We start from the raw sequence: 20,533 nt of genomic DNA, 5'->3' as shown, positions 1-20,533 counted from the left end.
TAAGTGAAAGTGACAAAAACACTGAGCCTGAACAATTTTATTGTCAGGCTAGCGTCTTTAGGCGCAGTTTGGCAACAGGGGGTTATACCCCAAGAGCAAACCACCCGTTGGACGGGTGGTTATGATTGCGGCTTTAGCCAGTTGGACTGGCGAAGCGTGCGAAACCACCTGCTATGCGGGTGGTATAGTGATGCTTATAGCCAGAAACCAACTGATGGGGTCGGTTATAGGGTGTTCAAGCTATGATGTATAACGAAAGGAAAAGGTAGCTTAATGGCTAATCGAAGTGATATGTCACCTACAAAGGGGCGCCTAGTGTGCTTCTAGGCTTCGAACTACAAAAAGATGCAGATCTGCAGGTATTTAAGCCGATTCCCGAGGGAATGCGAAAAAAGATGCAAATCTGCAGGCATTTCCAGCGTTTTTAGAGAAACGAGCCGTTTTCGTCGAAAATTCCTGCAGATTTGCAGGTATTTGGAAATTTCGAGTCCAAACAGGAAAAAAGCATGCAGATATGCAGGAATTTTATGTTATCAAGGTTGTCTGACGGAGGGACTAGTAATAATGCACCCCTTCAGGGGTAGGCAAATGCAGCAACGGCATAGTAGCTTGAACGTAGTGAAAGCAAGCGCCTTTAGACGCGAGCCGGTAATAAAGGCTTATAGCCTTAGAGCAAACCACCCGTTCACACGGGTGGTTTTTGTTGCTGGAACAATTAGTAATGAACCTCGTAACTGCCCGCTATGTACAAAGGAATGGCAACCCGTTAACGAATGGCGGTCTTTTCTTAGTGTGTGATTTGTTCATTTGTAACCATTTGATTTTACATATGTAAATATTATATAAAACAAATGAACACAAATTTTTGACATATGTAAATCAAGGTGTTAATCTAGGTTAAGAACCAGGAATATTGTGGAAACCGGGTGGTGCTCGATACGTACAATGTCTAGGTTGGTTGTCTAGTAGGGCACTAGCTGAGAAGGAGGTTTGCAGACATGAACGTCGTTGATGAGATGATTTACGCTGTTCCGGAGTTAAATCGAAATTTTACTCATTATCAGGAACTTAGCGGAGGGCTTTGCAACCAAACATTTAAGGTGTATACGAAACAACGCACGTATGTGTTACGATTGAACAGCCGACAGAACGAATATTTGAATCTCACGCGCCATTCCGAAGTAGAAGTCATGCGGAAGGCCTGCCGGAAGGGGATAGCCCCCGAAGTGATATTCGCTGATGACCCGCAGCGCTTTGTAGTCACCAACTACATCGACGGCCGAATGCTCGAGAAGAGTGATCTTAATAACAACGCGATCAAGAACATGATTATGGATCGTTTAAAGATTATACATAGCATGGAAGGGGTGGATCGGACTTGTACGCCATACGACCTGATTTTTGGCTATCTGAAGGGTGCAGATCTATTGGGGGTCAAATATCCGAGCGGACTGCTGCAAATTCTCGATCGCATTGAAAAGATAGCCCATATGCGCAGTAATGACAAAACATATAATAACAAGTTCTGTCATAACGATTCTTTTCTATGTAATATGATTCTTACGGGAGAACAGCTCCAAATTATTGATTGGGAATTGTCGGGCATCGGTGATATATTTTTTGAATTGACCCTGATTCCGTTTTCGAATCAATTTAGCGAGGCGGAAGAGCGTGAGTGGCTTGCGCTTTATTTCGGTTTTTTTGAGGGAGAGACTTTCCGTATTTTTCAGGAAATGAAATTTGTGGCGATGGTCCGTGAAGTGGCTTGGGGTCTTTTTTACAGCGGGCTCACCAAAGATGATCCTGACCGTAATTTTGATTATTACAAATTTGCCGAATCTTGCATTCAACGAATTGAAGAGGGGATTTATCATCTTTAAATCTAAGGAGTGAGGGTCGATTGAAGAGAGGCTTAAAGTGGTTTATATGGATAACATTGGCGGCCATTTTAGGTGGAATTGTGCTAAATTTCTATTTAAATTATTTTACCATCGCTTATGCATTAATAGGTGTACTCATCCTTGTATTTTCGGGGTGGGGGGCCGTTGTAAAATCAAAAAACGATGTGAACAGCCATATGGATCAAATGCGACGGAACTCATCCCAGATAGATGACATAGAACGTTTTACGAGATAATCTCCGATATTATTTCTGCATATTAACATGACAGGGGAAACGAAATGGCGGAATCGTATCTTATTCGAGGAAAAAAACTGCATGTGGAGCTATTTGGCAAACGGCATTCGCCGGCGGTGCTGTTTTTGCACGGAGGTCCCGGAGAAAGCTGTTACGAGTTTGTCTATCACCAAGCCGAAAAACTGGCATCCGAACTCTTCGTCGTCGCCATCGATCAACGGGGAGTGTGCCGCTCGGAAAGAATAGGGGACGACGAGCCTTTTGGCTTGAAGGATCTTATCGATGATTGCGTAGAACTCAGGGAGCAACTCGGTATCGCGAGATGGTCGGTGCTCGGCCATTCCTTCGGCGGTTATTTGGCTTTAATCTACGCAATTACCTACCCGGAATCCGTTGCGAAAGTGATTTTTGAATGTCCGACATTCGATTTTGGTTGGACCGCAAAGAGCCTGTTAACGAAAGCGGCCGCGCTTTTCGAAAAAATGGGCGATGAGGCGCGCAGCGTCCGATGTCTGCAATTGGCTGCGGGGTCTCTCCCTGCAAAGGAACTTTTTGACCAATATCTTCAATTGGGGGATGACCTTGGCGAGCAAAAAGAGCTCATTTATTCCGAACAGGAGGTGTCGACGGATTATTCGCTATACACCGAGAACGAATGGGATCAATTTGACGAGAATACGGAAATCCATCTTAGCCGCCTGCGGGAGGAAGGGAAGATTTTCGATTCCGTTGTGCCCCTGATTTCCCGGTTGACCGTACCGTCGCTCCTCATTTTGGGTGAAAACGATCCGGTCACTTGTGAGCGCCATGTTCGTGCATATCGTGCGGCTCCTCGAGGAAAAATCAAAATTTTCGAAGACTGCGGGCATACGCCGCACAAGGAACGCCCCGAATTGTATAAGAATGTGGTCATCGACTACATATGTTCCGATAGCGATCCCTATTGATATGACATGCATCCCTGAAGGAGAAGTTCCTTTATTGGGATGCATTTTTCATTTTGTTAAGGCGCATTTTTGCTGGAAAAATATCGCATAATACTCACGTTAATCCAAAAGATGGAGGAATGGTTGATGGATAGCGTGATGCTGGCCCGATCCTTGTTCGGATCATCGATGGCCTTTCATATTATTTTTGCCACTCTGGGGGTAGGGCTGCCTTTCATGATCGTCATGGCGGAAATCGTTTATCAAATCAAAAAAGACCGCGACTACGCCATCATGGCGAAGCGCTGGACGAAATGCCAGGCCATTTTGCTGGGGGTGGGGATTCCGTCCGGGACGATGGTCGGCGTCATGCTATCGCTTTTATGGCCGGGTTTTATGGAGATCGTCGGCCAGGTGATCGCGCTGCCCTTCCAAATCGAAATCTGGGCTTTTTTGCTGGAAGCCCTATTCATGTCGATTTACGTCTATGCCGCAGACCGTCTTCCCCCGGCGCTAAGGATTGCTAGCGTGACGTTCGTCGCATTGGGGGCCAGCGCGTCGGCCGTGCTGATCACCGATGCTCACGCCTGGATGAACACCCCGCAAGGCTTCCGGTTGGAGAACGGAAAGGTGGTCGATATCGACCCGTGGGCTGCGGTTTTTAACCCCAGCCTGCCTACGACGGCGACGCACGTGCTGGTCTCGGCTTACGTACTGGGCGCGTTCGCGGTCGTATCCGTGGCGGCCGCCAAGCTGCTCGGACGCAAACGCCCGGAGCGAGAACGGCAGTACCATCGCAAAGGCCTGGTCCTATCGCTGGCCATCGGAGGCGTTATGTCTCTGCTGACGGCGCTTAACGGGCATGAAACCGCGCAAATGCTGCACCATTACCAGCCGGAAAAGCTGGCCGCCGCCGAAGGTTTATTCGAAACGCAGGCGTTCGCTCCGCTGGCGATCGGCGGTTTCACCGATAAGGAGAGCCGGACGATCCGGGGGGCGATCGAAATTCCGTGGGCGCTTAGCTTCCTGGCGGGGAACCGGTTTGACACCGTGGTCAAAGGGTTAAACGACTTTCCCGTGGAAGAGTGGCCGCCTCTGTTCGTTCACACGCTTTTTAATCTGATGGTAGGTATCGGTTCTCTGCTCATCTTGGTTTCGATCGGTTCGCTCGTCTTCCGGTTCGTTAAGAAGAAGGAGTTTCCGCGCTGGCTGCTGGGAGGACTGATATGCACCGGGCCGCTCGCTTTGATCGGGATCGAGACCGGTTGGATATTCAGTTGCACGGGGCGCCAGCCCTGGACGATTTACCATATCCAGTCGACCGCGTCCGCGGCCACCCAGTCGGAGAATCTCGGCATCCTATTTGTTCTTTTTATCGGGCTCTTTGTGTTTATGCTGGTCGTCACCGCTTTGGTGCTGCGTTATCATTTCAGGCGTCATCCGGTGACCCCGGAGATGCTGGAAGCCGGCTAGGGAGGAAGGGGTTGAAGAAGGTATGCACGATTCCACGATAGCGATTTCCATCCTATGGGGATTTCTGTTCATTTATTCGATTATGGGTTCCATCGATTTCGGCGCCGGATTCTGGTCGATGGTCTTCAGCAAAAAAAATCCGCAGGCCGCGAGCCTCGCCAATCGCTTTTTGTCGCCGTCCTGGGAAGTGACCAACGTATTTCTGGTGCTGCTGGTCGTGGCTTTGGTCGGCTTTTTCCCGCGGGCCGCCTATTTGCTCGGAACGCTGCTGCTGGTCCCCGTCAGCCTTGTGCTGGTGCTGCTGCTGTTCCGCAGTTCGTTTATGGTTTACGCTTACTCCGTGCAGCGGAAGGTTCGGAGCTTGCGGCTCGTATCGGGGATTACCGGGGTACTGATTCCGGGACTGCTCGTCAGCGTTCTGCCGATCACGCTAGGGGGCTTTATTCATAGCGAGGGCGGTTATCCGCAGCTTAGATATGCCGAACTGCTGGCGAGTCCTTCCCTGTACGCTTATTTGGGCTTTGGCATCGCGACCGAGCTGTTCTTGTCCGCGCTGTTCCTTTCCGACTTCTCCCGGCAAGCCGGGGATGAGTCGACTTACCGGCATTACCGGACGCTCGCCGTGTACGCGGGACCGCTTGCGATGCTGCTCGCCGTCGTGGCGACCTTCACCATGAATGAGGAAGCAAGGTGGATGGTGAATCGGATGAGAGAGCAGGGGGGCTGGTTCATGCTGTCGGCCGCCGCTTTTCTCGCCGGTTATGTCTCTCTCTGGATCAAGCGGAAAGGTCGGCTTGGGTGGCCTCGTCTAGCGTTTATTTTCGTGGTGATTCAGTTTGCGCTGGCGAGTTATGCTTATGGCAAAGCGCATATGCCGTACATCGTATATCCGTATCTGACCGTGGACGAAGGAATTACCAACCACCCGATGTTTATTTCCCTGCTTTGGGGGTACGCCGTAGGGACCGTAATTTTACTGCCGGTGTTCGTGTTGTTCTGGTGGCTGTTCCTGAAGGATAAACGGTACTTGCAGGCGGAGTAGTTGTCACTGTGGTCATTTCATACTAAAAGGAGTTCACCATTGGCGAACTCCTTTTGTATTTACTATCGCAAAGATTGCAGCAGTTGCCGTTTGCCTCCATTTCCGTTGTGCTTTGTTTCGAAACAGTGATTAGATAAACAGGTTATGCCCGGTCTCTTCCGCTTTGCCCAGGTAGGCGCCTACCCCGCCATAACCAATCCCATCAATCAGCTCGGTCCGGTCAATGCCCATTAAGTCCATCGACATTTGACACGCGATAATCTCAACACCCTGGTCTAACGCTGTACGGATAAGCTCTTCCAACGAAGGAACATTATTGCGCTTCATGAGGGATCGGATCATCTGTGGACCCATGCCGAGCATATTCATTTTGGACATGGATAGCCTTCGGCTTCCTCTTGGCATCATGGCCCCGAACATTCTGCCGACAAAACTCTTTGCGACAGGAACCCTCTCATGTTTTCGTATGATGTTCAGACCCCAGAACGTGAAGAACATAGTGACTTTTTTGCCGCTGGCTGCGGCACCGTTCGCGATGATGAAGGAAGCGATGGCTTTGTCCAAGTCCCCGCTGAAGATCACCATCGTGCTTCGATCGTTAGACATAGTTTTCGATGAAGGAGGGGAAATGGGCTGCATTTCCTTACCGCCTTTACTAAGGTATGCCTCAATGACGCCGTCCTGTCGTCTATCCAGCTGCAACAGCTCGTTCCGCGACATTTTGCTCCACGATTTGATATCTTCATAAAAACCCGGATCGGAAGCCGTTATCTTCAGGACCTGACCCTCCTGCAGTCGATCCATATGCTGCTTCACCTGGAGCAGCGGACCCGGGCAAGCAAGCCCGCATGCATCCAACACCATGTCCACAGTCGGAGGAACAGCGGAGGAATGTACTGTGGCAGCCGTTTCCCGATGAGCGGAAGGAAGATTCAATGACTCAGATCTTATTTCCAAAAGTTTAGGGCTGTAACGGCTCATTTGATAGGTTTTGTAGCCTCCGGTCAAATTTTTAACCCAGTAGCCCTTTTGTTTCAGAATCCGGGAAGCCGTATAACCGCGTAAGCCAACTTGACAGTATACCCATATTTCCTTTGAATGATCCAATTCACCCAAGCGGTGGCGGAGTTCATCCACCGGTATGTTGACCGCACCCTCAATGTGGCCGTTAGCATATTCGATCGCTGTCCGGACGTCCACTAACACTATATTGCCGATATCACGGCCAGTCAAATCCGCTGGGAGTACGACCTCTGTCAATCCTCGAAGTACGTTTTCCGCCGCATATCCTGCCATGTTAACCGGGTCTTTAGCGGAAGAATAGGGAGGAGCATAAGCCAATTCCAACTCTGTCAGATCGGTAACCGTTCCTCTAAAGCGAATTACGGTGGAAATATCGTCGATCCGTTTGTCTACCCCGTCATACCCGACCGCCTGTGCGCCAAGCACCGTTCCATCGGGGCTGAACAACAGCTTTAATGAGATAGGTGTGGCATTCGGGTAATAAGAGGCATGAGAGCTTGGGTGCACATATACGACATGGTAAGGAATATTTAGTTGATTCAATATTTTTTCGCTGCTCCCGGTGATCGCGCCGGTTAATCCGAAGACTTTTATAATGGATGTTCCTTGAGTGCCCTTATACGACGTATTTAGTCCGCACACGTTGTCCGCCGCAATTCTACCCTGCTTGTTGGCCGGTCCGGCAAGCGGAATCGCGGTTTTTTGTCCGTGCACGAACTCCACAACCTCCACCGCGTCCCCGACGGCATAAATATCCGGAATGGCGGTCTCCATCCGTTCATTAACCACAATATGCCCTTTGGGTCCGAACTCCAAACCGCTGTTCTGAAGAAAACCCGTATCCGGCTCGACGCCAATCGCAAGCAATACTATTTCGCTTTCCAAGGTTTTGCCGCTGGCCAGGTTCACGTTGATCCGATTGCCTTGCTCTTGGAAGCCCGTAACCGGATCGGAGAACACCAGTTGTACGCCGCGGCTCTCCAGTTCCTTGGCCAATACGGAGGCCATCTCAAAGTCAAAAGGAGTTAAAATTTGCGTACCCGACTGAATCAGTGTAACGCTCAGCCCCGCTTCACGGAGATTTTCCACCATTTCGACGCCGATAAATCCTCCGCCGATCACGATCGCCGAGCGCGTGCCTTCTTCTTTCACCCTGGCTTTAATCCGGTCCGTATCCGGTATGTTGCGGAGCGTATGAATTCTGCTGCTGTTGATTCCCGGCCATTCCGGACGGATCGGCTTCGCACCGGGTGACAGAATCAATGCATCGAATTCTTCTTCATACACGCCACGTTCCTGGCTATTTACTTTTACTTTTTTATTCGCGGGATCAATGGAAATCACTTCGCTATGCGTTCGCACATCCACGTTGAAACGCTTATGCATAGCTTCAGGGGTTTGCACAAGCAGCTTGGAGCGGTCTTGAATGGAACCGCCTATATAATAAGGAAGCCCACAGTTCGCAAACGAAATATAGGGGTCGCGTTCGAACATGACAATATGCGCTTCTTCATCCAGCCGGCGGAGTCTGGCGGCCGCAGATGCGCCTCCGGCTACACCGCCGACGATTAGTATCTTTTTACTCATGGTTGCTTATCTCTCCCAAAAATAAATGAATTAGTTGTTTAATCTTCTCGTTCTTGACGGAGTAATTGATTTCTAAGCCATTCCGTTCGCTCTCTACAATACCGAGCGACCGAAGCTTCTGCAGATGCTGCGATACCGTAGATTGGGGTAGCTCCAGGCAGTCCTGCATGTAGGAGACGTTGCAGCTCCCTTTCTGCATCAAGCCGCGGAGAATACACAGTCGAACAGGGTGGGCAATGGCTTTTAATAGCTCGGCGGTTTGATTGTAAGCTTTAAAGTTGCTATCCATATGATCACTCCATATATCACTAAATTAATATATTCAAATATTACGATATAAATTCATAAAAGTCAAACTCGCCTTTCAGGGAAATGAAAATTGTTAAGGACTTCTCAATGATGCGTTCCAATTTTATATAAACATGTCCTGTTACGCAATTGTCATCAAAAAAGGGAATTTAGTATAATGATTAGTAATTGCTTACAAAGATTTCCTTAGAGGGATTAGTCACCGGAAACCAGACAAACGGGCCAGCCAAAAATAAATGCCGGGAGGGAGGGAAACCAAAGTCTAACCTGCAACGGGATTAATGACTTTAGGAGCTTTACACATCATGCTTGTGAACGTGCTGTTTATTTTTGTACTTTTTATGTGAGAGGGTAGGTGCATGTCATGAAGTTTAGCGATTACCAGTATGAGCGGCCTGATGTGAAGGCTTTCGAGCAAAAGTTCAAGGAACTTCTGAACGAATTTAAATCTGCAGGTACTTATGAAGAGCAGGATCGGGCGATGACCGAAATCAACAAGCTCCGCAGTCAATTCGGCACGTTTCAGCAGTTGGCCAGTATTCGGCATTCGGTGGACACGAACGATGAATTCTATAAAGCGGAGCAGGATTTCTTCGATGAGAACGGCCCTGTCGTAGAAGAGTATATAACCGATTACTACCGGGAACTGGTAAATTCCAAATTTCGCGGGGAACTGGAGGGGAAATGGGGACATCAGCTGTTCCGCCTCGCCGAGATGTCGCTTAAAACGTTCAGCCCGGAGGTTATTGAGGATTTGCAGCAGGAGAACAAGCTGACGACGGAGTATGCGAAGCTGATCGCCTCCGCGAAAATCCCGTTCGAAGGCGAGGAACGTACGCTGCCGCAGTTGATCCCCTTTCAGGAGTCCACGGATCGGGATATGCGGAAGCGCGCCATGGAGGCTTCCAGCGGTTTTATGGCCGAGCATGAGCAGACGTTCGACCGCATTTATGACGACCTCGTTAAGGTGAGAACGAGAATCGCCAAGAAGCTCGGATTCAACAACTTCGTGGAACTCGGGTACGCCCGGATGGCCCGCACGGATTACAATGCCGAGATGGTGGCGAATTTCCGAAACCAGGTGCTGGAGCATATTGTTCCTATCGCCACAAAGCTGAAGGAGCGTCAGAGAAACCGGATCGGTGTGGATCAACTGCTTTATTATGATGAGAATTTTGTCTTCAAATCGGGGAACGCCACACCGAAAGGCGATCCCGAGTGGATCGTAAGCAACGGGGCGAAGATGTATGCGGAATTGTCTCCGGAGACAAACGAATTCTTCACCTTTATGCTGGAGAATGGATTGATGGACCTCGTCGCAAAAAAAGGCAAGCAGAGCGGAGGGTACTGTACCTATCTCAGCGAGTACAAAGCCCCGTTTATTTTCTCGAATTTCAACGGCACGTCCGGAGACATCGATGTGCTTACTCATGAAGCCGGACATGCTTTTCAAGTATATGAAAGCCGGGGCTTTGAAGTGCCGGAGTACGGGTTCCCGACTTATGAAGCTTGCGAAATCCATTCCATGAGCATGGAATTTTTCACGTGGCCCTGGATGGAATTGTTCTTTAAGGAGGATGCCGACAAATATCGTTTCGAACATTTGGCCAGCGCGCTCCTGTTTATTCCTTACGGGGTTACCGTCGATGAATTTCAGCATTTCGTCTACGAGAATCCGGAAGCGACGCCGGCGGAACGCAAGCAAGCTTGGCGGGAGATCGAGCGGAAATATTTGCCTCACCGCGATTACGCGGATAACGCCTATTTGGAGCGGGGCGGTTTCTGGCAGAAGCAGGGCCATATTTTCAATACCCCGTTCTATTATATCGATTACACTTTGGCTCAAATCTGCGCGTTCCAGTTCTGGAAGAAGATGCATGAGGATCGTCAGGCCGCATGGGCGGATTATCTGAAGCTTTGCCGTCAGGGCGGAAGTCAATCGTTCACGGAGTTGGTCAAGGTGGCGGGATTGATTTCTCCGTTCGAGGAAGGCTGCGTGACATCGGTTATCGGCCGGATCGAAGAGTGGCTTGATGGCGTGGACGACGCGGCGTTATAGAACTAAACAACAAGGTACGAAAACACCGGTTAGCAATCTAACCGGTGTTTTTTTTTGGGTTGCGGCCTATATTTCTACCCATAAGCTGGGCGGTTGCATAGTATATAAAAAACGATAAGGAGAATGAATATGTACCGTACGAACCTTCGATATCCATACCGCGATCCGGAACAAGGGTACATTCCCATTTTGGATTATGGCTTAAAACCTTTAGTGATTGACCTAGAGCAGGCCGTCGAACAAAACCGTACGTTTCGCACCGCTTTATGGACCGGAAATCACTTTCAAGTCACTTTGATGAATATTAACGTCGGTGAGGATATCGGATTGGAAGTTCATCCCGAAACGGACCAATTCATACGTATTGAAGAAGGGCAGGGGCTTGTGCAAATGGGGGACAGCAGGGAGAATCTCAATTTCCAAGCAATGGCCCGAGAAGGATATGCCGTTATTATTCCCGCCGGGAAATGGCATAACATTACCAACACGGGGAATAAACCGCTCAAAGTATATGTGATTTATGCTCCACCCCAGCATCCCTTCGGCACGGTCCATGAGACCAAAGCCGCGGCGATGGCTGCGGAAAAACATAATTGAATCGAACGGGCGGCGATGTAGTAAATCTCTCCGGATAAAACCACCATCATTCCCTGGACTTTTACCTAATGGTACAATCATAGTAAAAACCGGTGCTGTCCAAAAGGAGATTTCACAATCGTGAGCAATCGCAGGCAGACTTTGTTAGACGCCGCATTGGCTTTATTTATAGAGCATGGCTATTCCGATACAACCATTCAAATGATTCTGGATCAATCGGGAGTATCCAAAGGGACCTTTTATAAATATTTTGACTCCAAGGAAGCATGCATTGCGGCCATATTTGAGCAGCGCTTGCGGGAAGATCTGGTGCTGCTCAGCAACTTGGAGAAGCGGGATTACGCTTCCGAATTTGATTTGTTGGTGGACCAACTAGCCATACCGATGACTTTATCCGACAAGCAGCGTGTACTGGAACTATTCTGGACGGGGTTTTACTCGGGTGAATTCGATTCCACTTCCTTGATCCGCACGCAGTTGCAGTGGTTGGCTGAACGGTTGACGGGATTATTTGGAGACGAAATCAGACCGTATGCTACAGAAGGAGCCATGCTCTGTTACGGTATGCTTCACCAAATCGCGAATATTTCAAGGGGATTTCAGGATCAGCAGCCCAACTGGAAAGAGGTCGTGCCCCGGGTTTTAAGTTACATAGAAGCGATCATGAACATCATGCATGAACAAAATGAACATATCCTGAACATACAAGTTCTTGTGCAGTTTAGTTCCGGCGGGAATGATAGCGCCATAGATAAGGCCGCGCTAGTTCAAGAGCTTCGCAAATTCGATTCAACTATACAAGCATCTGAGGAATCCGTCAGAACTAAGGAAATTACGCAAGGGCTTTTCATGCTTCTTCAAGAGGAAAGGTTGAACAAGTCGCTTATTGAAGTCGTATTGAAGGAATTCCGCAAGCGATTTGAGGCCACACCGTTCCGCCCGGTGGCCAGAAGGATCGAAGATAAGATCTGGAGGTACATGGGGGAAACGGGGGATTCTACGGAATCTGATATAGTCACAAAAATATACGAATAGTATAATTTAGTGCTAAATTTAAATTGAATACGATAGATTAAGATGTAGAATTTGACATTAAATATACGAGGCGTATAAAATTGAATTTAGTTAAATTATTTAAATTTAAATTGTGCGGGAGGAGGACTAGACGCTTTTCAAGTTACTACCGACTAAGATATTTGGAGGGAATAGGTTATGCGTTTGAAAGGTAAAGTAGCCGTCGTCACAGGTTCCGCTTCCGGTATGGGAAAAGCCATAGCCGAGTTATTTGCTCGCGAAGGGGCGAGCGTTATTGTTAGCGACGTGAATCCGGATGGCGCACAGGCGGTGGCCGATGCCATTCAGGCCAGCGGCGGAACGGCTGTGGCTTTAAGAACCGATGTAGCCGATCTTAACGAGATCAACAAGATGATCGATACGGCTGTCAACCAATTCGGTACGTTGGATATCCTGGTTAACAATGCGGGAATTATGGATAACATGGCCCCTGTAGGGGATGTGGAAGACGAAAAATGGGATCTGATCTTCGACATCAACACGAAAGCCGTGATGCGCGCGATTCGCAAAGCGGTCCCGATCTTCTTGGAGAAAGGTAGCGGTGTCATTATAAACACGGCATCGACGGGGGGCTTTAGCGGTGCGCATGCAGGCGCCGCGTATATCGCTTCCAAGCACGCGGTAATCGGCCTGACGAAAAACACCGGGTTCATGTATGCTCAACAAGGCATTCGCTGCAATGCCATTGCGCCCGGAGCGACGATGACCAATATCAGTTCCACAATGAAGAACGTGAACGAGTTTGGAGCTTCCCGCACCAAACTGACGCAAGGGGTTATTCCTCGTATCGGACAGGCGGAGGAAATCGCCGAAGTGGCTCTATTCCTTGCTTCGGACGAATCCAGCTTTATCAACGGCGCCGTTATCGCCGCTGATGGCGGTTGGACGGCCGCTTTCTAACCGAGGTTTATTCAAAAATCAACCTGTGAAGGGATGGTTGTCATGAATACCGCAAATCACGACATGCCGGAAAAAACAGGATTGCCATTCTTCGGCGGGGAGGACGTGAAAGACCCGTTTCCTTTATTCGCCCGGCTACGGGGGATGGGACCGGTGATTCCCGTGCCGAACCCGCTGGGTGAACGGGGACAAGCCTGGATCGTGACCCGCATGGAAGAAGCTATGCAGGTCCTTAGGGACCACGCCCGATTTACCGTGGATCCGAGTGCCATACCGGGCATGTCCGATATCAGGCCGCAGACGGATTCCACGGCTCCGCAAACTTTTTTCACAGGCAAGTCCATGCTCTTTGTCGACGAGCCCGACCATAAAAGATTACGGGCCTTGGTATCCAAAGCTTTTACACCGAGATATATGGAGAGTTTGCGTCCGCGCGTTCAAGAAATCGCCGACGAATTGCTGGACAGGGTACAAGCCCAAGGCAGTATGGATATTGTAAAAGATTACGCTTATCCGCTGCCCATCCATGTCATTTCCGAAATGCTCGGGGTTCCCCGGGAGGACCGGGAACAAATCCGAATCTGGTCGGGCGCGATCGCTCGGGGGCTGGGCTTCGGCAAACAAGATCCCGAGGTAGCGGAGCATTTGAAAGCGTTCGGGCATTATACTTCACAGCTTGTGGCAGCCAAGCGGAAGTCGCCTTCCGACGATTTAATCAGCCAATTGATTGCCATCGAAGAAGAAGGGGATCGGTTAAGCGAAGAGGAACTGATTTCTATGGTCACCTTGCTGATTTTTGCGGGGCACGAGACGACCTCGAACCTTATTGCTACCGGCACCTTCCTGTTATTGAGCCATCCCGAGCAGTGGAATAAACTTAAAGCCGATCTCGGTCTGGTTCCTTCCGCGGTCGAAGAACTGCTGCGGTTTCATGGACCGGCTACAGCTACCGGCCCGCGTTTTGCCACCGAAGATATCGAATTCGCCGGACAGCAAATTAAAAGAGGGGATGTCGTTATCCCTTTAGTCAAGTCGGCCAATCGCGATGAGCTTCAATTCAACCAGCCGGAGGAACTGGAGATTACCCGGAACATCAAGCGGCATCTTGCCTTCGGTCATGGAGTCCATATGTGTTTGGGTGCGCCGCTCGCCCGAGTGGAAGGAGATATTGCTTTTACCACGCTTCTTAAACGTATCCCTCATCTTCGACTGAGCCTTCCTGTAGAAGACATAAGCTGGGAGACAACTTTATCCTCGCAGAGCTTGAAATCATTGCCGGTTTCCTTTTAACTGGAAGAAAATGAGTTTACAAGGGGCGAACCGCCCGCTATAACGCGAAGGACTTAAAAGAGCTGAGCGACCTATGGTGCCTAAAGCGATTAAAGGATGTTTTTCCTTTAATCGCTTTTCTTTGTGAGTTCAGCTTTATTTGGAGGTTAACGGTTTGAAAACAAGAAGTTTTCGACGTTTTTGGCGAGGGGTTTATTGATATTTCTAGTCACTAATCGAGGTCGGCGATCTTTGTTCTTTCAAGCGCCTTACCAGCCGTACTATTGTGGTAGGGGCCGAGCATTCCGATAATAACTTGGGGAATAATCAGCAGAAGTACGATAGAGCCATAGACGCCAACCGTGTAGCTGGCGATATAAGAGAGACCGAACCCCTGATGAAACAGGGTGGAGATCAGGTGAATGAACATGTTCGTAAAGCAAAAGGCATAGCTGCGGATCATCCAGTTTCGATGCCTGGACACGTTTTTCTTTTTAATTTGTACGAAGGCCATGATGGTGATGAACAGCCAGAGTAAATTTAGCGCGTTGAAGCCTATGCCGCTGATTTTTCCTCCCGTCGCGTAGGGCGCCATATATCCGGACGTCAGTACGACAATCAGTACGGACACCATGTAAACGTAGCCGTTTACGCGATGAAACATGCGTTTGTTTTTCAGAATACGATTGGAGAAATTAAGCAGCCCCGCCGCCATGGCGATACAGGCAAAGGCCACGTGGACGTACATTACGTTCAACCAGACCGGAAGATGGAGCTCGCGCGAAAGTCCCGTTTTATGGCTTAAGAAATCGGTCGCGCCGGGATCTACCAGGTAATTTTTTACCAAAGTATGAATGATAAAAAGAAAAGTGACCGCAACCAAAAGCGCATAAAAGGGATTGCGTTTGATCATGAGATCCCTCCTGACGGGGAAAGCCGCTTGCCGGTTAATTTTGAGGCCGGAAGCATACCGGCTTTAGCCGTTCCGGTCATCTGATTTCCATCGGCGACGACTTCAAATTTGAGGTTTAAACGCATCGGTTTCGTAATTCGGAGCGACCAAGTAAGCGTCCCCTCTTTTAAAACGGGGTTTAAAAAATCCAGCGTCTCATCTCCTTGAGTAGCCTTGCCGAAGACCATTCCATCGCTCGTGGATATCATTAGTCTGACTTGCAGCTTCCCGACGGGTGTGGCGAGGGTCGCGTCCCAAATCCCTTCAAACATGGAAGCGGCAGCAACAGGGTTTTCGAAAGGAATTCGGGCCGCTGGAGAGTGGGAGGGTTCGTCGTCATCACCTAATGTCCGACCCTCAGGCGCTAAGCCCTTGTCTTTCCAGACCGTGCCCCGCCGTTCAAATTCGAAGAGCTGTTCCACCGCATGTGCGATGCGGGGCCCGAGCTCACGCTCCACCAGATACAGCGCTACATCGAGCCCGGAAGTGACGCCGCCGCCGGAAACCAGATTGCCGTCGTCCACGATACGGGCGTGAATGGGGACGGCTCCGGTCGCGCCGAGGAATTCCATGCCCATTTGGTTCGTGACCGCCGGCCTGCCGTCCAGCAAACCTCCCATGGCAAGCAGCAAAGAGCCTCCGCATACCGTGGCTACGGTAATTTCTCCCCGCTCAAGAGCCTTCCCGATCAAACCCGTTATTTCTGTTTTCATGGCCCGGCTAAGAATCGCAGGGATGGAAGCAGGCCCCTCGGCGTCTTTGACGTCTCCCGACGCACCGGGAACGAGCAGGATTCCCGCTCTGTCCGGGTTTAACCTTCCGCTCGCTTGGATTACCAAGCCGTTTGTGCCGCTTGGTACTGACCGCGCTCCTTCCGCCGTCACGAGTTCGACGGCCAGCTTGTTTTCGGCATACATAGAGGCCGCGCAGAAAACCTCATAGGGCGCAATAGCGTCCAGCAGGTCGAAGCCATCAAACAAAACGATTTGTACGTTTAGCATACATCAATCCCCTTTTTTTCCTTCTTACTTGATCAATGGGTCCTCATTCCAAGAACATCGTAACAAGGAAATATCTCAAACGAAGTGGTAAAAAAATCACAAAACTATAAACAAAGCATCACAAAACATACCAGGACATCTGTTCCGGCCGAAAAAATGATAAACTTGGCATGAAGGTGGGATTGTTATGGATGAATTAAAGACAGTACTTGTCGTTGACGATGATCCAAGTATCGTTGATTTATTGAGAGATTTTTTGGAGTACGAGCATTTCCGGGTTGTCACCGCGTATAACACCGCTGAAGCATGGGCTTTATTTGAGCAGAGCGTCATCCATTGCATCGTTCTTGATATTATGATGCCTGGACAAGACGGTTTTGAACTGTGCCGCCGAATCCGGGCGGTGAGCGACGTCCCGATTTTGTTCTTGAGTGCCCGCAGCGATGATGTGGACAAAATTCGGGGGCTGACGCTCGGCGGCGATGACTACATTGTCAAAACCGCTTCTCCCGGGGAGATTGTGGCGCGTATCAAAGCGGTACTTCGTCGCTCCGCATCCGGTCCAAAGCCGATCGAGGAAAAAATTTTGGATTATGGCCGTTTCCAAATCCATTTATCCGCTCGAAAAGTCGTCGTGGAAGGGAAGAACGTGGAGCTCACCCGGCGGGAATACGATCTATTGCGTTTGTTTGCCGAGCATCCGAGGCAGGTTTTTTCCTACGAACAATTACTTGAAAAATTTTGGGACGGGGTAGGCGATAAACATACCGTCCGGGTCCATCTCAGCCGGCTCCGCGAGAAAATCGAAAGCGATCCGGACCAACCTCGGGTTCTGGTCAATGTATGGGGCGTCGGATATCGCTTCGAGGTAGGTTGAGATGAGGACACTTCGGATCCGTACGTTTACATTGCTTTGCTTTCTTCTTATCTTGTTCCTGCCGTGGATCTTCTTTGTCACGGCTCACTATGTGGAGACGGGAACCGTCAGCTTCACCAAAAGCCAATTGCGGAATGAAACCGGGCAAACCCGATGGGATACGGCGCTCCGCATGATTGAATCGGGTGCGGAACGCTGGACGGATCCCCTTTGGCAAAACCAATTGCTGGGGGAGCTTCAAAAAGCGAAGATCGACGCGGCTATCCAGTCCGCCTCCGGGGTTGATGTTTACCGGTCCAATCCGCAGCTCAGGGGCTCCTTGTCGTCAACAGTTCGGTATTCTATTATGGAGGATGGCCGGTTGGTTGGGAGAGTGGTGATTTATCTGCCCAAAACCTATACGGTCCAATTGATGTCGGCTATTTTCGGTTTTGGCTTGGCTTTGTTGATGATCGGGCTTGCCATGCGCAGATTTCTGCTTAAGCCGCTCGAGAAAATGAGTGCAGCAGCCAGGCAAATCGCTTCGGGGGATTGGAATGTGCAATTGCCCGGGTCCGGGATCGCGGAAATTGCCGAGGTCCGCGACGGCTTTGAAGTGATGGTACAGGGGCTTCAAAGCTCCCATCGAAAGCAGTTGGAGCTGGAAGAAGAACGCCGATTCGTCATTGCCGCCGTTGCGCATGATTTGCGAACTCCGCTCTTCGCCCTGCGTGGTTATTTGGACGGCTTGGAGCGGGGCATTGCCCAATCGCCGGAGAAAATAAGCCGATATTTGGCGGTTTGTCAAGAAAAATCGGCACAATTGGACCGGCTGGTAGAGGATCTGTTTACATATACGAAGATGGAGTATTTGGGGACGGATCTTCAAGAGGAGACGATCGATTTAGGAGCGGTTCTCCGAAAATCGATGGAGAGTTTGGCTCCTCTGGCCCGTGAAAAGCGGATCTCCATCACGATGCACGGCACGGACGAGTGCATGATTTCAGGGGATGCCCACCTGTTGGAGCGGGCCATGAACAATATTTTGGAGAATGCGGTCAGATATACGCCTTCGGGCGGTGAAGTTAACGTCCAATATACTAAAGAGGGCGATCAAGCAAGGTTTTCGGTCCGCGATACGGGAGCAGGCTTCAATGCGGAGGAAATGGAGCGCGTCTTCGAACCGCTTTATCGCGGAGAAGCCTCCAGAAGCCGTTCGACCGGAGGCAGCGGTCTAGGCTTAACCATCTCCCAAAGGATCATTAGGCGGCATGGAGGTCAACTTGCCGTCGGCAATCATTCGGAGGGGGGAGCGATAGTCACAGGTTGGATCAGGTTAAAGTCCGCCGTGGCTCATGATCCGGAGAATTACACCTAAGCCGCTGGAGGAGAACATTATATGAAGTCACAGAACTTAGATCGCATTAAATTTCCGCCGGGATTTTGGGCCGGAATGCACAGGTTGGGGATTGCCGCCCAAGATGTAGCTCGAACAGCGGGACTGCCGGTTACGGTAATTACCGAGTCCGCCGTCACTAGAGCTCAATATTTCGCGATATGGCAGGCCTATTCCGAGCTTAAGAACGGCCCGGCGGAGGGGATCATCCAGTTGGCCACAGCCTTTGAAGCGGCAAAATACCCGCCAAGCGTTTTGGCGACATACCACGCCCGCGATTATCGTGAGGCCCTGAACCGAATGACGCGGTACAAACCGCTTTGTCCTCCCGAATGCCTGCATATCATCGAGGACGGCGAGCATTGTATGATCGAATTGGACTGGCTAGAACCCGGGCAACCCGGTCCGCAGATCCTGATTGGGATCACGCTGGCCTTTCTTCTCGAGCTTGGACGCCGGGGTACAGGGCACCCTTTGACGGCGAAGCTCGTCGAATTTTCGGACGATATGGGCGATATCCGGGCTTTGGAAGCTTATTTTGGCTGCCCTATCCGGGTGGGCGCAGGCGTCAATCGAATGACGCTGCAGCGCAAAGATCTGGATCTTCCCTTTGTCACCTACAATGAAGAATTGCTGGAACTCCTCACCCCCGCCTTGGACCGCTCCCTGGCTGAACACCGGCGCAGCCGTTCCTTCACCGAAACGGTCATACGGATGATGAAACGTTCCCTTACAGGGGGACGCCCCGACATTCGTGTAATCGCGAAGGAACTGAACATGAGCGAACGTACGTTGCAGCGCCGGCTAGCGGAAGAGAATACAAATTTCAAGCAATTGCTCGTACAAGCCAGGCATGAGCAGGCGCGCGATTATTTGGCGGATCCGGAACTCGAGATCAAAGAGGTGGCTCTTTTGGTAGGATATGAAGACCAGAACTCGTTCTATCGGGCCTTCCGCCTCTGGGAAGGGGAGACGCCTTTGAACTGGCGTAACCGACAATGGGGGATGTATTGAATTTTCATTTGGCGCAGGATGCAAGGACTTTGGCGTAACAAACTAGTTACCGACCTCTCCCGACAAGGTATGATAATCACGTTCCGGATAAGTAAAAGACAAGGAGAAGTTGAAGATGGACATGGGATTATACGGGAAAACAGCTTTGGTTACGGGATCAACGAAGGGGATCGGCAAAGCCATTGCCATTGAACTTGCTAAAGAAGGGGTTCATTTACTAATAAACGGCCGAGATCATGAAGAGGTGGAGCGGACGGTCCGTGAAATCAAGTCAGCCTATCCGGCTACCTCACCGCAAAATGCAGCAGCCGATTTAACAGATAGAGGGCAGAGGGAAGCTTTGTTTCAAAAATACCCCCACGTGGATATTCTGGTGAACAATATCGGGATTTATAAAATTATGCAGTATGGGGATATCGACGATGAAGTATGGAACAATTATTTCCGTACCAATTTTTTAACCGCTGACGGATTATCTCAATTTTATCTGCCTGCCATGTTGAAAAAGAACGAGGGCCGGATTATCTTTATTGCCAGCGAAGAGGCTGTGATGCCTTCCGGTCTGATGCCGCAGTACGGGATAACCAAATCGATGCTGCTATCCTTGGCAAAAAGCTTGTCGAAGCTGACAAAAGGTACCGAAGTCACCGTCAATACGTTGATGCCGGGACCCACCCTCTCCGAGAAAGTGCTTCAAATCATCGAGGGGGCGTATCCAGAGGAAGAACTGTCTTTTTCCGAAAAAGAAAAACGTTTTATGGCGGCGAACCTGCCTCAGTCCGAGCTTCAGCGATTTATCAAACCGATGGAAATCGGAAGATTGGCTGTGTTTCTTTGCAGCCCCTACAGCTCCGCTTTTAGAGGATCCCCCATCCGGATGGATGGAGGAATGGTGCCGACCATTTTTTAAATGTGTAA

17 protein-coding genes are annotated in these 20,533 nt (G+C 50.0%); 13 read left to right on the top strand and 4 right to left on the bottom strand.

What is annotated here, in order from left to right; genetic code table 11:
* Positions 1-998: 998 nt before the first annotated feature.
* The 4 genes from LBW89_RS19865 (at position 999) to LBW89_RS19850 (ending at position 5,578) form a co-directional block, all read left to right on the top strand.
* On the top strand, positions 999-1,880 hold the full coding sequence (locus LBW89_RS19865; protein ID WP_148457727.1) for a choline/ethanolamine kinase family protein: 882 nt from the start codon (positions 999-1,001) through the stop codon (positions 1,878-1,880).
* A gap of 301 nt (positions 1,881-2,181) precedes the next feature.
* Positions 2,182-3,084: an alpha/beta fold hydrolase gene (locus LBW89_RS19860; RefSeq protein WP_148457725.1), complete on the top strand. Its 903-nt coding sequence runs from the start codon at positions 2,182-2,184 to the stop codon at positions 3,082-3,084.
* Between the two features lie 126 nt (positions 3,085-3,210).
* On the top strand, positions 3,211-4,536 hold the full coding sequence (locus LBW89_RS19855) for a cytochrome ubiquinol oxidase subunit I (protein WP_148457724.1): 1,326 nt from the start codon (positions 3,211-3,213) through the stop codon (positions 4,534-4,536).
* Positions 4,537-4,558: 22 nt separating this feature from the next.
* Positions 4,559-5,578 (top strand): cytochrome d ubiquinol oxidase subunit II, encoded by a 1,020-nt coding sequence (locus LBW89_RS19850; protein WP_148457723.1) that lies wholly within the window; start codon positions 4,559-4,561, stop codon positions 5,576-5,578.
* Positions 5,579-5,707: 129 nt separating this feature from the next.
* Here the strand turns inward: LBW89_RS19850 and LBW89_RS19845 are convergent, their stop codons facing one another.
* Complete coding sequence (locus LBW89_RS19845) at positions 5,708-8,188, bottom strand: DsrE/DsrF/DrsH-like family protein (RefSeq protein ID WP_148457722.1); 2,481 nt, start codon at positions 8,186-8,188, stop codon at positions 5,708-5,710.
* Positions 8,181-8,477, bottom strand: coding sequence for an ArsR/SmtB family transcription factor (locus LBW89_RS19840; RefSeq protein WP_148457721.1), 297 nt, complete (start codon positions 8,475-8,477; stop codon positions 8,181-8,183). The genes LBW89_RS19845 and LBW89_RS19840 overlap by 8 nt, the downstream gene beginning before the upstream one ends.
* A 384-nt stretch (positions 8,478-8,861) precedes the next feature.
* Here LBW89_RS19840 and LBW89_RS19835 point away from each other — a divergent pair, with 384 nt between their 5' ends.
* From LBW89_RS19835 to LBW89_RS19815, 5 genes are all read left to right on the top strand, one after another.
* Positions 8,862-10,556 (top strand): M3 family oligoendopeptidase, encoded by a 1,695-nt coding sequence (locus LBW89_RS19835; RefSeq protein WP_148457720.1) that lies wholly within the window; start codon positions 8,862-8,864, stop codon positions 10,554-10,556.
* A 129-nt stretch (positions 10,557-10,685) separates the two neighbouring features.
* Entirely contained in the window at positions 10,686-11,153 is a 468-nt protein-coding gene (locus LBW89_RS19830; RefSeq protein ID WP_148457718.1) for a cupin domain-containing protein, read from the top strand.
* 120 nt (positions 11,154-11,273) lie between these two features.
* Complete coding sequence (locus LBW89_RS19825) at positions 11,274-12,188, top strand: TetR/AcrR family transcriptional regulator (protein WP_148457717.1); 915 nt, start codon at positions 11,274-11,276, stop codon at positions 12,186-12,188.
* Between the two features lie 177 nt (positions 12,189-12,365).
* A complete protein-coding gene (locus tag LBW89_RS19820) occupies positions 12,366-13,127 on the top strand; it encodes an SDR family oxidoreductase (RefSeq protein ID WP_148457716.1) in 762 nt (253 codons plus the stop codon).
* A 42-nt stretch (positions 13,128-13,169) separates the two neighbouring features.
* Positions 13,170-14,417, top strand: coding sequence for a cytochrome P450 family protein (locus LBW89_RS19815; RefSeq protein WP_148457715.1), 1,248 nt, complete (start codon positions 13,170-13,172; stop codon positions 14,415-14,417).
* A gap of 211 nt (positions 14,418-14,628) precedes the next feature.
* Here LBW89_RS19815 and LBW89_RS19810 read toward each other — a convergent pair whose 3' ends face one another.
* Positions 14,629-15,309 (bottom strand): DUF2306 domain-containing protein, encoded by a 681-nt coding sequence (locus tag LBW89_RS19810; protein ID WP_148457714.1) that lies wholly within the window; start codon positions 15,307-15,309, stop codon positions 14,629-14,631.
* Positions 15,306-16,349: a DJ-1/PfpI family protein gene (locus LBW89_RS19805; RefSeq protein ID WP_148457713.1), complete on the bottom strand. Its 1,044-nt coding sequence runs from the start codon at positions 16,347-16,349 to the stop codon at positions 15,306-15,308. Before LBW89_RS19805 ends, LBW89_RS19810 begins: the two co-directional genes overlap by 4 nt.
* Before the next feature lie 187 nt (positions 16,350-16,536).
* On the opposite strand from LBW89_RS19805, the gene LBW89_RS19800 reads away from it, so the two are divergent.
* From LBW89_RS19800 to LBW89_RS19785, 4 genes are all read left to right on the top strand, one after another.
* Positions 16,537-17,226, top strand: coding sequence for a response regulator transcription factor (locus LBW89_RS19800; protein ID WP_148457712.1), 690 nt, complete (start codon positions 16,537-16,539; stop codon positions 17,224-17,226).
* A 1-nt stretch (position 17,227) separates the two neighbouring features.
* Positions 17,228-18,583 carry a sensor histidine kinase gene (locus tag LBW89_RS19795; RefSeq protein WP_225039990.1) on the top strand — a complete coding sequence of 452 codons (1,356 nt, stop codon included), beginning with the start codon at positions 17,228-17,230 and terminating at the stop codon, positions 18,581-18,583.
* Positions 18,584-18,604: 21 nt separating this feature from the next.
* Positions 18,605-19,615, top strand: coding sequence for a helix-turn-helix transcriptional regulator (locus LBW89_RS19790; protein ID WP_225039989.1), 1,011 nt, complete (start codon positions 18,605-18,607; stop codon positions 19,613-19,615).
* A gap of 115 nt (positions 19,616-19,730) precedes the next feature.
* Positions 19,731-20,525 (top strand): SDR family NAD(P)-dependent oxidoreductase, encoded by a 795-nt coding sequence (locus LBW89_RS19785; protein WP_225039987.1) that lies wholly within the window; start codon positions 19,731-19,733, stop codon positions 20,523-20,525.
* Positions 20,526-20,533: the final 8 nt, after the last annotated feature.

Source organism: Paenibacillus sp. alder61, from assembly GCF_020179875.1.
Taxonomy (GTDB): Bacteria; Bacillota; Bacilli; order Paenibacillales; family Paenibacillaceae; genus Fontibacillus; species Fontibacillus faecis.
Note: the sequence above shows the minus strand (reverse complement) of the source record. Positions and strands in the feature narration are given on the sequence as shown.